The sequence below is a fragment of the Pseudomonas sp. Cab53 genome (assembly GCF_018325965.1).
GTDB lineage: Bacteria > Pseudomonadota > Gammaproteobacteria > Pseudomonadales > Pseudomonadaceae > Aquipseudomonas > Aquipseudomonas chlororaphis_E.
In genome coordinates this window covers 5,175,307-5,190,563 of record NZ_AP021902.1, presented here as the reverse complement: position 1 = coordinate 5,190,563, position 15,257 = coordinate 5,175,307, and the positions used below count along the sequence as shown (strand labels likewise).

General features: G+C 60.4%; 12 protein-coding genes and 1 tRNA gene. 5 read left to right on the top strand and 8 right to left on the bottom strand.

Going from position 1 to position 15,257, the window contains the following annotated elements; genetic code table 11:
• The first annotated feature begins 592 nt into the window (after positions 1–592).
• From KI241_RS22720 to KI241_RS22700, 5 genes are all read left to right on the top strand, one after another.
• Positions 593–2,755 carry a methyl-accepting chemotaxis protein gene (locus KI241_RS22720; RefSeq protein WP_212803034.1) on the top strand — a complete coding sequence of 721 codons (2,163 nt, stop codon included), beginning with the start codon at positions 593–595 and terminating at the stop codon, positions 2,753–2,755.
• A gap of 257 nt (positions 2,756–3,012) precedes the next feature.
• Positions 3,013–4,563, top strand: a complete 1,551-nt coding sequence (locus KI241_RS22715) for a TerC family protein (protein WP_042729261.1) — start codon at positions 3,013–3,015, stop codon at positions 4,561–4,563.
• Between the two features lie 114 nt (positions 4,564–4,677).
• Positions 4,678–5,121 carry a DUF3592 domain-containing protein gene (locus KI241_RS22710; RefSeq protein WP_212803033.1) on the top strand — a complete coding sequence of 148 codons (444 nt, stop codon included), beginning with the start codon at positions 4,678–4,680 and terminating at the stop codon, positions 5,119–5,121.
• A gap of 4 nt (positions 5,122–5,125) precedes the next feature.
• A complete protein-coding gene (locus KI241_RS22705; protein WP_047735976.1) occupies positions 5,126–5,713 on the top strand; it encodes a hypothetical protein in 588 nt (195 codons plus the stop codon).
• Between the two features lie 252 nt (positions 5,714–5,965).
• Positions 5,966–8,029 (top strand): calcium-binding protein, encoded by a 2,064-nt coding sequence (locus KI241_RS22700; RefSeq protein WP_212803032.1) that lies wholly within the window; start codon positions 5,966–5,968, stop codon positions 8,027–8,029.
• A 148-nt stretch (positions 8,030–8,177) separates the two neighbouring features.
• On the opposite strand, the gene ychF is transcribed toward KI241_RS22700, so the two are convergent.
• From ychF to KI241_RS22660, 8 genes are all read right to left on the bottom strand, one after another.
• Entirely contained in the window at positions 8,178–9,278 is a 1,101-nt protein-coding gene (gene ychF / locus KI241_RS22695; protein ID WP_047735974.1) for a redox-regulated ATPase YchF, read from the bottom strand.
• A gap of 23 nt (positions 9,279–9,301) precedes the next feature.
• Positions 9,302–9,886: an aminoacyl-tRNA hydrolase gene (gene pth / locus KI241_RS22690; RefSeq protein WP_212803031.1), complete on the bottom strand. Its 585-nt coding sequence runs from the start codon at positions 9,884–9,886 to the stop codon at positions 9,302–9,304.
• A 161-nt stretch (positions 9,887–10,047) separates the two neighbouring features.
• Positions 10,048–10,650: a 50S ribosomal protein L25/general stress protein Ctc gene (locus KI241_RS22685; protein WP_042730406.1), complete on the bottom strand. Its 603-nt coding sequence runs from the start codon at positions 10,648–10,650 to the stop codon at positions 10,048–10,050.
• Between the two features lie 143 nt (positions 10,651–10,793).
• Positions 10,794–11,735: a ribose-phosphate pyrophosphokinase gene (locus KI241_RS22680; protein WP_003171603.1), complete on the bottom strand. Its 942-nt coding sequence runs from the start codon at positions 11,733–11,735 to the stop codon at positions 10,794–10,796.
• A gap of 47 nt (positions 11,736–11,782) precedes the next feature.
• A tRNA-Gln gene (locus KI241_RS22675) sits at positions 11,783–11,857 on the bottom strand.
• Between the two features lie 37 nt (positions 11,858–11,894).
• Entirely contained in the window at positions 11,895–12,746 is an 852-nt protein-coding gene (ispE, locus tag KI241_RS22670; protein ID WP_047735972.1) for a 4-(cytidine 5'-diphospho)-2-C-methyl-D-erythritol kinase, read from the bottom strand.
• A gap of 1 nt (position 12,747) precedes the next feature.
• Positions 12,748–13,365, bottom strand: a complete 618-nt coding sequence (gene lolB, locus KI241_RS22665) for a lipoprotein insertase outer membrane protein LolB (protein WP_042730408.1) — start codon at positions 13,363–13,365, stop codon at positions 12,748–12,750.
• Positions 13,366–13,369: 4 nt separating this feature from the next.
• Positions 13,370–15,094 carry a tetratricopeptide repeat protein gene (locus KI241_RS22660; protein WP_212803030.1) on the bottom strand — a complete coding sequence of 575 codons (1,725 nt, stop codon included), beginning with the start codon at positions 15,092–15,094 and terminating at the stop codon, positions 13,370–13,372.
• Positions 15,095–15,257 lie beyond the last annotated feature (163 nt).

The following is a 15,257-nucleotide window of genomic DNA, read 5'->3' as shown; positions in this document are numbered from 1 at the left end:
ATCACCCTGTTTGCAGGGCATTTCTTTCCAGAGCTGTTGCACCTCGATGGGCCACCTCATCGCACTGAAAAATGGCACCTTGGGTGAGCGAGCCCGCTTGCCACGACATGACCCGCTGAACCAGCACCTCCAACCGGTACCGTCGCCTTATCGAGCAGGTCCACTTCCCTGTGCAATTGCGACCAAAGTACTGATTTATATAAGTCCTAAGTTGATGTTGTAGAAATAAGGCCCGTGTTAATTTGCCGCCGTGGTTATGGGTATGAATGGATTCTGCGGCCTTATTCAAAGGTGACTTGTGCTTACAGCAAAAGCAGGCGTTCACATTCTTGCCCCTGATCGCCCTTGTTCCTCGAGATAAGGCCCTCGGTTTGATTCGAATAGCGCGTCCAGCGCGCAAGCGCAAAGCTGGATTCGTGCCCCGACCTGCCACGTTGAAATGTTCCTGGATAGCTGTATTGCCGCGCTCTGCAAGGCATTCGCCTGGGCGTCGCACAAGCAGCAGCGATCGATTGTTATTTGCTACGTCGTGCACAAGTTGGAATGCCGCCGTCGTTGACGCTGGCCCTTTATAGAATCAGTAGGGGTTGATATGAAGTTCAAGTCATTGCAGGCACGTATTTGTGTCACGGCGGGCGTATGCCTGTTCATCTCGTCGATCAGTCTGGTTGTCTACGGGCTCTTTTCCGCTCGTTCCAATGAGCAGTATGTTTCTAACGAAGTGACTACGTTGATTGAAAAATCAACGATCCGGGAAATTCAGAACCTGGCCGGATCCCGGGCCAACGCCATCCAGGCCAAGTTGCAAAATGCCTTGGATGCGGCCCGCACCATGGCCAACACCTTTGCTGCCAGCAAGGCATCTCAGAGCCCGTTGGTGCTGGGGCGCGATCAGGTCAACAGCATCTTGCTCAGTGTTCTCAAGGACAACCCCGAGTTCAATGGCACCTATTCCTGCTGGGAGCCGGATGCGCTGGATGGACAGGATCTCGCGTTTCGTAATGAACGTGATGGCAACAACCCATTGACGGGACGTTTCACGCCTTACTGGACACGCAGCGCCGACGGCCATGTCGCGGTGCAACCCCTGGTGGAATACGACTCGGCAGACCGCCATCCCAACGGCGTACCGAAGGGAGGGTGGTACAGCGGCCCGCGCGACACCCTGAAGGAAAGCGTGTTGGACCCTATCCCTTACGTGGTCCAGGGCAAGAACGTCTGGCTGACCACCTTATCGGTGCCGATCGTGTCCGACGGCAAGTTCCGTGGCGTAGTGGGGGCGGACTTCGACATCGCTTTCATCCAGAAACTCAGCGAGCAGATGTCTGCCGATCTCTACGGCGGCAAGGGCTCCGTATCGATCATGAGCAACCAGGGGCTAGTGGTCGCCGACAGCCAGCGTACCGAACTGATCGGACAGCCCATCAAAACGCTGTTGCCCGACTCTTGGGAAAAAGTGTTACGCGATATCCAGAGTGGTCGTGGTGACGGCCAGCTCAATACGCAAACGCAGAACATCGAAGTGTTGATGCCCATTGAGCTGGGGCGCACAGGCAAGCCGTGGGCGGTGCTCATCCGGCTGCCCAAGGCGGTGGTCATGAGCCAGGCCATCGCCCTGGAGCAGGAGTTGCAGTCGCGCAGTATCAGCAACAGCATCTGGCAAGTGTCGGTGGGGTTGGGTATTTCCCTGTTGGCCCTGGCGGCCCTGTGGCTGGCCGCGGCCAAGATCGTCGGGCCGATTCGCGAGGCCGCGGCCCTGGCCGCCAACATCAGCCTGGGGGATTTCTCCCGGCGCCTGGTGCAGAAATCCGAAGACGAAGTCGGGCAACTGTCGATTGCCCTCAATGACATGTCCGAGAGCCTGCAGCGGCAGGTCAGGGTGGCCGAGCGCATCTCCGAAGGCGACCTGGATCTGGAGGTCCGACTGTCCTCGCCCCACGATACCCTTGGCAAATCGCTGGAGAAGATGGTCGGCAACCTCAACCAGTTGATCTGCGAAGTCCAGGCCAGCGCCACGCAAATCAGCGGCAGCTCGGCGCAGGTCACCGACCTGAGTCAATCCTTGTCCGAGGGGGCTTCCAATTCCGCTTCGTCGATCACCGAGATCAGCGCCGTGATGACGCAAATGGCTGCCCAGACCCGGGACAACGCCGCCAACGCCAAGAAAGCCGACGAGCAGTCCCAGGCGTCGCGCGCCGATGCCGGAGAAAGCGACAAGCTGATGAGCGAGTTGATTGCCGCGATGGCCGACATCGACAGTTCGGGCAAGGACATCACGGCGATCATCACCACCATCGACAACATTGCCGCGCAAACCAACCTGCTGGCGTTGAACGCTGCCATCGAGGCCGCCCGGGCTGGAGAGCTCGGGCGTGGTTTTGCCGTCGTGGCGGACGAGGTGCGCAGCCTGGCTGCCCGCAGTGCCGAAGCTGCACAGCAGACGGCGGCGCTGATTGCCGACTCCTCCGGCAAGACCCAACGCGGCATGGTCATTGCCGGCCGGACCGCCGAATCCCTCAAGAACATCGTCCATGGCACCAGTTCGGTCTCCAACCTCGTCTCGCTGATCTACCAGGCGTCCAGCGAGCAGGCCTCGGGCTTGCAGCAGGCCAGCGTCGGGTTGGAACAGATCGATGAAGTGACGCAGAAAAACCAGTCCAACTCACAGGAATGCGCAACGGCGGCCAAGGACCTGTCCGAGCGGGCCGGCGTGATGCAGCGGGTATTGAGTCGCTTCAAGGTCAAGCGCGCCTGAGGGCGCCAACGGCCTTCTGGCCCAGGCCCAGGGCCTTCGTCCAGGCATGACAAAGCCCCGCATCGGTGCGCGATGCAGGGCTTTGTCAGATCCTGTAATGATTCCTCTCGTATGACGTGTCCTGAAGTTATGTAGGATTTTTTTATCCCCAATTACTTTCAGGTCGATATGAACGCCCACGTGGAACCTCCCGGCAGCTTGCTCCATTTCATCCCCCGCCTTTTTGCGACGTCTTTTCGAGGGAGTGAATAATCCCCATGGAATGGATCGTCGACCCCACGGCCTGGCTTGGCCTGTTGACCCTGATCGTGCTGGAGCTGGTGCTCGGCATCGATAACCTCGTATTCATTGCCATCCTCGCGGACAAGTTGCCGCCCGAGCAGCGTGATCGTGCCCGGGTGATCGGCCTGTCGCTGGCGTTGTTGATGCGCCTGGGTCTGTTGGCCAGCATTTCCTGGATGGTGACCCTGACCGAACCGTTGTTCGAGGTGTTCGGCAAGACGTTCTCGGGCCGGGACCTGATCATGCTGTTCGGTGGCGTGTTCCTGTTGTTCAAGGCCACCATGGAGTTGCATGAGCGCCTTGAAGGCCATGTGGCGCAACGCTCCGGCAACGCGGCCTATGCGCTGTTCTGGCCGATCGTGGCGCAGATCGTGGTGCTCGATGCGGTCTTCTCGCTGGACGCGGTCATCACCGCCGTGGGTATGGTGGAGCACTTGTCGGTCATGATGATCGCGGTGATTTTCTCCATCGGCCTGATGATCGTTGCCAGCAAGCCGCTGACCCGTTTCGTCAACTCGCACCCCACGGTCATCATGCTCTGCCTGGGCTTCCTGATGATGATCGGTTTCAGCCTCACCGCAGAGGGCCTGGGCTTTCATATCCCGAAAGGCTACCTCTACGCCGCGATTGGCTTCTCGATCCTGATCGAGTTGTTCAACCAGCTGGCGCGGGCGCGTCGCAAGAAGAGCCTGCAAGGTCGCCGGCCGATGCGGGAGCGTACCGCCCATGCGGTGATGCGACTGCTCGGTGGGCAGAAGTTGAGTGCCGAAGAAGTGGGCGAGGAAATCGCCGACATGCTCGCCGGTGACGAGGTCGAGCAGGTGTTCGATCGGCGCGAGCGCGTCATGATCAGTGGGGTGCTGCAGTTGGCGGAGCGCCCGATCCGCACGGTGATGACAGCGCGTGCGGAGGTTGACCATATTGACCTGGACGACACGCCGCAAGCGATCCGCACGAAGCTGATGCATTCGTCGTATTCCCGACTGCCGTTGATTCGGGAAGGTCGCGTGGATGAGCCCTTGGGCTTCATCCACAAGAAGGAATTGCTCAAGGAAATGCTCGCCGGCAATGCGCCCAACCTGGAAGCCATGGCGCGCCAGGCCATCAACCTGCTGGACAGCTTCACGATCCTCAACGCGTTGGAGCAGATGCGCAAAGCGTCCACCCACATTGCGTTCGTGGTGAACGAGTTCGGCGACTTCATCGGCCTGCTCACCATGACCGACATCCTCGAATCCATCGCCGGCGAGCTGCCGGACGCCAGTGAAATCGAAGGGCCGAACATCGTCGCGCAGGAAGATGGCTACCTGGTCAGCGGCGCCCTGAACCTTAGCCAGATCCGCGAGCACGTCGGTTTCCAGGCGCAGGCGACCGATGATTACCAGACACTCGCCGGGTGGGTCATGAGCCTGCTGGATCGCTTGCCGGTCATCGGCGACCAATTGCATTGGGAGGGGTGGAACGTGACCGTCGTGGAGGTTCAGGAGCGTCGCGTTACGCGGGTCCTGATGCGCAGGGACGCGTAGGCGCAAGGGTTGACGGTCAGCCAGGTGCTTGGCGAAATGCTTGCCGAGGGTGCGACAGCGTGACACTTCTTGTTATCCTGACGGCCCTCTTTCAAGGACGATTGCGAGACAATCATGGCTAACGACTCTTCGTCACCCCTCGGGAAGATATTACTGGGCCTGCTGTTTGCCCTGATCGGTATCGGCCTGTTGGTCATCACGGTCAATCTCACCCTTGAGCGCCGCGAGTTTCTCGCGCGCGCACAGATCGCCGACGGTGTCGTCAGCCGCCTGAATGCCGGCGGCTCGCACCCTGAGATCGCCTTCACCAGCGCCAGTGGTGAAAAAATATCCTATCCCCAGGGCGGCTTTATCTTTGGCTACCAGCAGGATCAGGCTGTGCGCGTGCATTACCTGCCCGAGCAGCCGGCCGGCAGCGCCATCGTCGATGACCTGGGGGCGCTGTGGGGTACTTCGGCGGTCCTAGGCGCGATCGGCCTGGTGTTCTCCTTCGTCGGCCTGGCCAGCGTCTTGCGTCAGCGCGGCCGCGGTGCGGTTCATTCACATAAAGGATTTTGAACGTATGAGCTACAACATCCCAATCCCGGTCAATGAAAGTCGCTGGCAATACCAGACCGCCAGCGGTGGCGGCGTCACCGTGGCGATCGTGGCGGGCAGTGGCGGTTCGATCATCCTGCGTTCGCCAGAGGGCAAGGACGTCAGCTACTGCTACGGCGGTGTTGGCCTGGGCGTCGGGTTTGGTGCGCGGCTGCCACGCTTCGGCAAGGTCAATTTGCAGATCAAGGGCAAGAGCGTGGGCGCGGCCGGCGCGGCAGAGGCCTTTCCCAGCACTGGCAAGGTGTTTGTCAGCGATGCCTTGGCCAGCCGTGACCTGACCGACGACGACATCACCGGACCTTGCCTGTACACCGAGGTGGGCGCAGGCCTGGTGGTCGGTGGTTCGGCCACCGCCCTGTTGTTCGGGCTCGATCCCAAGCTGCTGGCCTTGTCAGTGGCGATGAGCTCCACTCCGGCCACCTCGCTGATCGCCCATAGCACAGTCAACCGCCAGCTGTTGCAGTCGGCCAAGGGCGCGTTGGTCATGGCGGGTATGAACGCCGGCGTACAGGCCGGTGGCGGCGCGGCCGTCTACATGGGCTATTTGTTCTAGCCCCGCGATTCAACGGGCATTACCCAGGGCAGGTTGATACCCGCCCACAAAAAAGCCGCGAATCAACGCGGCTTTTTTGTGGGCGACTACAGGGTACCGCATGCCAGGCCCGGCTCCTGAGCTCACCAGCGAAGCCAACCGGCCAGCACACGCCGCTCGTCGAGTGGGGCGCGTCGGCGCGTCGGGGCAGCGTGCAAATCCTGAACCCTTTACTAAAGTCACGGGTCCAGCTCCCCCTTAAAGGATTAAGCCATGGCAACCGCCGACAGTACGACGACAAGTACCCATACCGTGAGAACGGGTCCTGGCACTGTCCAGGTCGATCTCAACGGCCTGTTCGACGATAACCAGAGCATCATTATCCAACCGGACGGCAAGATACTGATTGGCGGCTATACCGAATACCTAGCCTGGGGATACCCCGGGGCGCCCGGCGAGGAAAGCTACGGTTACGAACAGAACCACTGCGTTGTTCGCCTGAACGCCGATGGCAGCCTGGACACCGGCTTCCATGACGCAGGCATCGACATTGTCCCTGCCGCGATAGCCCCAGCGTCGCGCTACGAGCTGACGGCGGTGCAGTCCGATGGCAAGGTGCTTGTTGCCGTGGCGCTGAATACCGGTATACAGGTGGAGCGCTACAACAGCGATGGGACGCGCGATGCAACCTTTGGCCAGGACGGTGTCATGACGGTCGGCATCAGCCATGACTTCAAGGATATCGATCTGACGGCCAATACCGATGGCACCTTCCAGGTCAGTGCCCGCGGGTTTGACCAGGCCACCGTGACGAGGATCGGCGACGATGGCACGTTCGTCGATGGCTTTGGCGACAAAGGCGTGCTGACAGTGAACATCCCCGCCGACCCGTACTACAACGGAGGGATTTCGACGGCGGTGCAGGCCGACGGCGGTGTCGTGGTCGCAGCGGCCTACAATGCGGCCGGCATGGGAGAACCGACGTACGCCCTGCAGCGCTTCACCCCTGATGGTCAGCGGGACAGCCATTTCGGTGACAACGGCGTCCTTTACCTGAGCCCCGCCATGGGCTTCGGCGAAGACTCGGTGGTTACCCTGCAGGCGGACGGCAAGATCATTGTCATGGGCCATGTCGCAGGCGACCCCTGGGCTACCGTGGCGCGGCTTAACGCTGACGGTTCCTTTGATACCGGCTTTGGTGCCCATGGCAAGGTAACCTTCGAGGCGGACACCCCGGTGGCCTTGGCGGTACAAGCCGATGGCAAGATCGTGGCTGCCGGCACGAGCAGCGGGGACTTCAGCGTCATTCGCTTGAACGCGGATGGCAGCGTAGATACCGGCTTCGGCAGCCAGGATGGCAATCTTCATGTGGAGGGGGGCGCCGGCGAGGAAATCCTGCAAGGCTCCGATGCCGCCGAGATCATCCACGGCCTGGCGGGCGACGATGTGCTCCAGGGCAATGGCGGGCGCGATCTTCTGCAAGGGGGCGCTGGCGCTGACATCTTCCGTTTTACCGAACTGAGCGACAGCTTCCGTACCGATACGCAAAACAGCAGCGACCGAATCCTGGACTTCGATGCCTTTCAGGATCGCATCGACCTTATAGGCCTGGGCTTCATCGGCATCGGCAATGGTCACGACGCAACCTTGGCCGTGGTGGCCAGCGCCGACGGCACGCGCACCTACCTCAAGAGCTTCGATGCCGACGCCGCTGGGCAGCGGTTTGAGTTGGCCCTGGACGGCAATTGGGTGGGGCAGTTGAACGGCACCCACCTGGTGTTCACCGCGCCCACTGTAGAAGGTTCGGCTACCCAGGACACGATCACCGGTTCTGCCTTGTCGGAAATCATCTATGGCCTGGACGGTAATGATCGCATCAACGGCGGTGCGGGCGCAGATGTCATCATCGGCGGCAGGGGCGCTGACCGCCTCAACGGCGGCGACAGAACCGACCTCTCTCTCTGGACCGATCATCAGCAGAACGCCGACATTTTCCGCTATACCTCCACCGAGGACAGCTATCGCACGGACAGCCAGAGCTTCACCGACCTTATCGAAGGCTTCACGGTCGACGACAGGATCGATGTATCGGCGCTGGGCTATACCGGCTTCGGAGAGGGGACGGGCACGACGCTGAAGGTGGTTTACAACCAAGCATCGGATCGCACCTACCTGAAGGATGTAGAGGCGGATGCACAGGGCCACTGGTTCCAGATCGGCCTTGCTGGAGACTGGCGGGAAAGCCTTGACGAGGACCGCATGATCTTCGCGCCTGATGCCGGGGTAGGGATGGTTGGCGTCGCGCCAGAGGTCGATCCAGGGCATCTGTTGACCTGATGCCTGCTCGAGACGGTCGCGTGGCGGTGGGTTGGCTGCCACGCGATGGCTTCATCCCTGTCGCCAGACAGCGAAAAGCCCCAATGAAGGGGCTTTTCAAACAGCAGCAGAGCTTTTTCCTACTTCCGATTACGCAAGCAGGCAGGCATTAGACGTTGAAGCGGAAGTGCATCACGTCGCCGTCCTTGACCACGTATTCCTTGCCTTCCAGGCGCCATTTGCCGGCTTCCTTGGCACCGGCCTCACCCTTGAACTGGATGAAGTCGTTGTAGGCGATGACTTCGGCGCGGATAAAGCCTTTTTCGAAGTCGGTGTGGATCACGCCAGCGGCTTGCGGAGCGGTGGCACCGACGCGGACGGTCCAGGCGCGGACTTCTTCGACACCAGCGGTGAAGTAGGTCTGCAGGTGAAGCATCTCGTAACCGGCACGGATCACGCGGTTCAGGCCCGGCTCTTCCAGGCCGAGGGCTTCAAGGAACATGTCCTTCTCTTCGCCGTCGTCCAGCTCGGCGATTTCCGCTTCGATCTTGTTGCAGACCGGAACGACCACGGCGCCTTCTTCTTCGGCGATGGCCTTGACCACGTCCAGGTGCGGGTTGTTTTCGAAGCCGTCTTCAGCGACGTTGGCGATGTACATCACCGGCTTGGTGGTCAGCAGGTGGAAGCCCTTGATCACCTGCTTCTCGTCGGCGCCCATGTTTTTCATCAGGCTGCGCGCAGGCTTGCCTTCGGTGAAGTGGGCGATCAGTTGCTCCAGCAAGCCTTTCTGGACCACGGCGTCCTTGTCGCCACCCTTGGCATTGCGGGCGACTTTCTGCAGTTGCTTCTCGCAGCTGTCGAGGTCGGCGAAGATCAGTTCCAGGTCGATGATCTCAATGTCGCGCTTGGGGTCGACGCTGTTGGAGACGTGAATCACGTTCTCGTCTTCGAAGCAGCGCACCACGTGGGCGATGGCATCGGTTTCACGGATGTTGGCCAGGAACTTGTTGCCCAGGCCTTCGCCTTTCGAAGCACCGGCCACCAGGCCCGCGATGTCGACGAATTCCATGGTGGTCGGCAGGATGCGCTTGGGATTTACGATTGCCGCCAGGGCGTCCAGGCGCGCATCGGGCATCGGCACGATGCCGCTGTTCGGCTCAATGGTGCAGAAGGGGAAGTTCTCGGCCGCGATACCGGATTTGGTCAGGGCGTTGAACAGGGTGGACTTACCGACGTTAGGCAGGCCGACGATGCCGCAATTGAATCCCATGGTGTTTCCCCGAGGAGTGAGTGTCAGGCCTTCTGGCTGTGCAGGTTTTTCATCGCGCGGTTCCATTCACCGGCGAGGATATCCGGCAGCACGCCGAGGGCAAAGTCGATGCTGGCATCGAGTTTTTCCTGTTCGGCGCGAGGCGCACGACCCAGGACAAAGTTTGAAACCATGCTGGCAACGCCCGGGTGGCCAACGCCGAGCCGCAGGCGGTAAAAGGTATTCTGATTGCCCAGTTGCGCGATGATGTCGCGCAACCCGTTGTGACCGCCGTGGCCGCCGCCCTGCTTGAGCTTGGCAACGCCCGGAGGCAGGTCGAGTTCGTCGTGGGCCACCAGGATTTCTTCCGGCTTGATGCGAAAGAAACCAGCCAATGCCGCCACGGCCTGGCCGCTACGGTTCATGTAGGTGGTGGGAATCAACAGGCGAACATCCTGACCCTGATGCGAGAAGCGCCCGGTCAGGCCGAAATATTTGCGATCGGCTGCCAGGCTGACGCCTTGCGCGTGCGCGATGCGCTCAACAAAAAGGGCCCCTGCGTTATGCCGGGTCTGTTCGTATTCAGCGCCTGGATTTCCCAAGCCAACGATCAGTTTTATGGCAGTCACGATAGGGGCCCTTCCTGGAGTGTGGATAACGTCGCGGTCAGTTCGAAGCGACAGTGGATGAACAGTGCGGATCTACCGTTAAGTAAACTTCGCGTTCTCGCCCGCTGTCTCGCTACGTTCCAGTCCGCGATGGTTCCGGTCACTCCGGCGACAGAGTGAAATTACTCTGCAGCGCCTTCTTCGGTAGCTTCTGGAGCAACACGTGGAGCGTGGACGTTGGCAACAGCCTTGTCATCGCCGTGTGCCAGGGCAACAAACTCAACGCCTTTAGGAGCCTTGAGGTCGGACAGGTGAATGATCGTGCCGATTTCGGCGTCAGCCAGGTCGACTTCGATGAATTCAGGCAGGTCTTTCGGCAGGCAGGACACTTCGATTTCCGAAGTCACGTGCGAGATTTCGCCGCCTTTCTTGACCGGAGCAGCTTCGTTGATGAAGTGCACTGGAACAACAGCAGTCAGCTTCTGACCGGCAACAACGCGGACGAAGTCGGCGTGCAGCACGTGGCCTTTGGCTGGGTGGCGTTGCAGGGCCTTGATCACGACGTTCTGCTTGGAACCACCTACGTTCAGCTCGATGATGTGGCTGTAGGCCGCTTCGTTTTCGAGCAGTTTGGCAACGTCTTTGGCCAGCATGCTGATGGACTCAGGGGCTTTGTCGCCACCGTAGACTACAGCTGGAACCAGGCTTGCGAGACGACGCAGGCGGCGGCTCGCACCTTTCCCCAGGTCGGAACGCACTTCAGCATTCAGAGTAAAATCGTTCATGTTGTATCTCCAGGATAACCATACTCGCCCCAGCGTTTGCGACCAGCGCTAAAGGCGATATGGGCAAAAAAGCCCCGCCCCGACAGTGAATGCCGGGGCGGGGCGCTTTTCGTCAACGAGATGTCATCGCGAGGGCAGGGCCCTTAGCGGAACATCGCGCTGATCGATTCTTCATTGCTGATGCGGCGAACCGCTTCGGCAACAACCGGTGCGATATCCAGTTGACGGATACGTGCACAGGCTTGTGCTGCTGCGGACAACGGGATGGTGTTGGTCACCACCAGTTCGTCCAGCACGGAATTTTCAATGTTCTCGATCGCCCGACCCGACAGCACAGGGTGTGTGCAGTAGGCAAAGACCTTGGCTGCGCCGTGCTCTTTCAGGGCCTTGGCCGCGTGGCACAAGGTGCCGGCGGTATCGACCATGTCGTCGACCAGGATACAGGTACGTCCTTCGACGTCGCCGATGATGTGCATCACTTCGGAGTGATTGGCCTTCTCACGACGTTTGTCGATGATACCCAGGTCCACGCCCAGGGATTTGGCAACGGCACGTGCACGCACGACACCGCCAATGTCCGGGGAGACGATCATCAGGTTTTCGAAGCGCTGGTCTTCAATGTCATCCACCAGAACGGGGGAGCCGTAGATGTTGTCCACGGGAATATCGAAGAAACCCTGGATCTGGTCAGCGTGCAGGTCAACCGTGAGAACACGGTCGATGCCAACGACGGTGAGCATATCAGCCACGACTTTCGCGCTGATGGCCACACGTGCGGAACGCGGACGGCGATCCTGGCGGGCATAACCAAAGTAAGGAATAACAGCAGTGATACGAGTAGCCGAGGAACGGCGGAAGGCATCAGCCATCACGACGAGTTCCATCAGGTTATCGTTGGTCGGAGCGCAGGTCGGCTGAATAATGAAGACGTCTTTACCGCGAACGTTTTCATTGATCTCGGCAGTGATTTCGCCGTCGGAGAACTTACCGACAGAAATGTCACCGAGAGGGATATGCAGCTGACGTACGACACGCCGAGCCAGATCGGGGTTAGCGTTCCCCGTAAAGACCATCATCTTGGACACGCGCAGTACCTGAAGGCTGAGGGTATACCTGGATGAGTATAGGAAAATGGCAGGGGCGGCTGGATTCGAACCAACGCATGGCAGGATCAAAACCTGCTGCCTTACCGCTTGGCGACGCCCCTGTATCTGTTGCTGCGAGTGCCCAGCACTCGATTCCTTTTAGAGCAGACTTTGCAGCTTGCGGTGCAACATCGAAACGTTGCTTCCTTTTGCTACAAACCCTGTAAGGGTCTCTGTAAGAAGGGCCGAGACTTTATCAGCTTCAGCTTTGCTTGGGAAGCCCCCAAACACACAACTTCCAGTTCCGGTGAGTTTTGCTTCGGTAAATTTACCTAACAAATTCAAGGCGTTACGAACATCTGGATAACGCCTCGCTACCACCGGTAAGCAGTCATTTCGACTGTTTCCCTTGGGAACGGGGCGCACTTTAATGGGAGGAGAGTTACGTGTCAACAGTGGATCTGAAAAAATTTCTGCTGTACTTACAGAGACTTGCGGCACCAGTACCAGGTACCAGGGTTCTTCGGGCTCCACCGGCGTGAGTTTTTCCCCGACGCCCTCGGCAAAAGCGGCGTGCCCACGCACGAAAACCGGGACATCGGCCCCCAGTTCCAGGCCCAGCGCCGCCAGCCGATCGGCGTCCCAACCCAGTTGCCAGAGGTGGTTGAGCCCAAGCAAAGTCGTCGCCGCATTTGAACTGCCGCCGCCGATTCCGCCGCCCATGGGCAGGATTTTTTCGATCCAGATGTCGATGCCCAGCGCGCAGCCGGTTTGTTCCTGGAGTTTTTTCGCGGCCCTGACGATCAGGTTGCTGTCATGGGGCACGCCCTCGAACTCGGTGTGCAGGCGAATCACGCCGTCGTCGCGCACGGCAAAAGTGATCTCGTCACCGTAGTCGAGAAACTGGAAGATCGTTTGCAGTTCGTGATAACCGTCCGGGCGACGCCCGAGGATGTGCAGCATCAGGTTGAGTTTGGCCGGGGAGGGCAGGGTCAGGCGTGAAGCGGTCATGTCATTGCCCCAGCTTGCGCGGCTGCCATTGCTTGATCACCAGCGTCACGTCGAGGTTGCTGCCGTGCAGTTTGATGCGCTCGGGCAGCCAGTAGCCGTTCTGCTGGGCGTAGCTGAGGTATTCGATCTGCCAATCGTCCTGTTCCAGGTTGGACAGGCGGCTGTCGGCGTCAAGGGTCAGGCGACTCTTGCTGTCCGGCGCCGGCAAGCCGCGTACCCACCAGGTCAGGTGGGAAACCGGCAATTTCCAGCCCAGTTGCTCTTCCAGCAAGGCTTCGGGCGTCGGCGCCTCGTAGCGCCCCTGGTTGGCCACTTCCAGCGCCACCTGGCCCGGCCGGCCGGTCAGGCGGGCCGCGCCGCGACCCAGCGGGCCCGACAGGCGAATGTCGTAGTAGTCCTGGCGCTGCAGCCAGAACAGCGTGCCGCTACCAGAATCCTTCGGTGCGCGGATGCCGATCTTGCCGTCGATCTGCCAGCCGTCGAGGCCGCTCAGTTGGGTCTTGTGCTCGCGCCACTGGGCCGGGTTGCCATGGCCCTGGACTGATTCACGGGCACCGAAGCCCGCGCAACCGGCGAGCAGGGCGATGAAGCTGAAAACGATGAAGTGGCGCAAAAACATGGTCTTAGAGGGTCTCTGATCCGGTCAGGCGTTTGATGGTACCGCGCAAGATCGGGCTGTCGGGCTGCTCCTTGAGGAAGCGGCTCCAGATCTGCCGGGCTTCGCGTTGTTTGCCGTTGGCCCACAGGACTTCGCCCAGGTGCGCGGCGACTTCCTGGTCGGGGAAACGCTCCAGGGCCTGGCGCAACAGGCGTTCGGCTTCGTCGAGATTGCCCAGGCGAAAGTTCACCCAGCCCAGGCTGTCGAGCACGGCCGGGTCTTCCGGGTTGATCTGGTGGGCCTGTTCGATCAGCAACTTGGCTTCGTCGTAGCGGGTGGTGCGATCCGACAGGGTGTAGCCGAGGGCGTTCAGGGCCATGGCGTTGTCCGGGTCGCGCTGGATGATCAGGCGCAGGTCTTTCTCCATCTGGCCCAGGTCATTGCGTTTTTCCGCCTGCATGGCACGGGTGTACAGCAGGTTCAGGTCATCCGGGTACTGCTTCAAGGCTTGTTGCAGCACATTCCAGGCCTTGTCGCCCTGATTGTTGGCCGACAGGGTCTCGGCTTCGATCAGGTACAGCTGGATGCCGTAGTCCGGTTGGGCGTCGCGCTGCACGGCCAGGCGGCTCTGGGCCTCGCTGGTCTTGCCGTTGCCCATCAGGATATCGGCCTGGCGCAGCTGGGCTGGCAGGTAGTCGTTGCCTGGGCCGACCTGGGCGTATTCGATCAGTGCGCTTTCGGGGTCGTTGCGTTCCTCGGCGATGCGTCCCAGGTTCAGGTGGGCCGAATCGACGTGGCTTTCCCTGGCGATCAGGTCTTCCAGATAGCCCCTGGCCTCGTCCCAGGCCTTGGCTTCCAGGCACACCAGCGCCAGGGAATAACGCAAGTCGTCGTCTTCCGGGTATTGCTGGACCAGGCTGGAGAACTCCACCTTGGCGTCGTCCATGCGGTTGTTTTCCACCAGCATGCGGGCGTAGGTGAGGCGCAGGCGTTTGTCGTCCGGGTACTTCTTGATGCTTTTTTCCAGCAGCGGCAGCGCTTCGTCACCGCGACTCAAGCCTTGCAGCAGGCGGGCGCGCAGCAGGATAGGCGCCACTTCGCCGGCTTCCGGCGGGTTGTCTTCCAGCAGGCTGAGGGCACCCTGGGTGTCGCCATCCTGTTGCATCAGCAGGGCCTTGCCAAAAATCAGCTGGCCGTTGTTCGGATGACGCTGCAACAGCCGATCGAAGCTTTTCATCAGGCCGTTGCGGGTTTCCTGATCGGTGTCGGCTGCCGACAGCGCCAGGAAGTCGAAATGGGTGTCGCCCTTGCCCAGCAGGACTTTCTCCATGTACATCATGGAGTCGTCGTAGCGCCCGGCCCGCGCCAGTTGCACGGCGGCGGCGCGCTGCGCTTCCAGGTCGTCCGGGGCATTCTTGGCCCAGATCAGTGCGGTATCCAGCGCGGGCTGGTCGGCGCCCAGGTACTCGGCGATGCGAAACGCCCGCTCGGAGATGCCCGGATCCTGGGTATTGATGGCCTGGGTCACATAGTTGTCCAGCGCAATGTCGAAGCGATTGCGCTGGCCTGCCAGTTCGGCGCTCAACAGGCTGAAGATGGTTTCTTCGCTGAACGAGCCGTAGACCTTGGGCTTTTCAGGGGCTTGCGTGCTGTCTTCGACCGGTGGGGAACCGTCTGTCGACACGGGGGCCATGGACTGGCAGCCGCTGAGCAAGGCAAGAGCGAGGAACAACGCGGAAGATCTATTCATATAGGAAGAGGACGACTAACCTGCGGTCGGATCATCATGACACAAGCCTTCGGTCAAACATAACCGCCCCGTCGATTTACGCGCGGGTGTCGGGCGATAGAGATCGAGTGGTTGTTCTGAATCTGGCGAAGTAGGACAATTGCCGGCTTCACGTCACCATCAG

Coding starts and splice junctions, on each gene's coding strand:
- KI241_RS22720 (WP_212803034.1), top strand. CDS start 593: ATGAAGTTCAAGTCATTGCAGGCACGTATTTGTGTCACGGCGGGCGTA.
- KI241_RS22715 (WP_042729261.1), top strand. CDS start 3,013: ATGGAATGGATCGTCGACCCCACGGCCTGGCTTGGCCTGTTGACCCTG.
- KI241_RS22710 (WP_212803033.1), top strand. CDS start 4,678: ATGGCTAACGACTCTTCGTCACCCCTCGGGAAGATATTACTGGGCCTG.
- KI241_RS22705 (WP_047735976.1), top strand. CDS start 5,126: ATGAGCTACAACATCCCAATCCCGGTCAATGAAAGTCGCTGGCAATAC.
- KI241_RS22700 (WP_212803032.1), top strand. CDS start 5,966: ATGGCAACCGCCGACAGTACGACGACAAGTACCCATACCGTGAGAACG.
- ychF (WP_047735974.1), bottom strand. CDS start 9,278: ATGGGATTCAATTGCGGCATCGTCGGCCTGCCTAACGTCGGTAAGTCC.
- KI241_RS22685 (WP_042730406.1), bottom strand. CDS start 10,650: ATGAACGATTTTACTCTGAATGCTGAAGTGCGTTCCGACCTGGGGAAA.
- ispE (WP_047735972.1), bottom strand. CDS start 12,746: ATGACCGCTTCACGCCTGACCCTGCCCTCCCCGGCCAAACTCAACCTG.
- lolB (WP_042730408.1), bottom strand. CDS start 13,365: ATGTTTTTGCGCCACTTCATCGTTTTCAGCTTCATCGCCCTGCTCGCC.
- KI241_RS22660 (WP_212803030.1), bottom strand. CDS start 15,094: ATGAATAGATCTTCCGCGTTGTTCCTCGCTCTTGCCTTGCTCAGCGGC.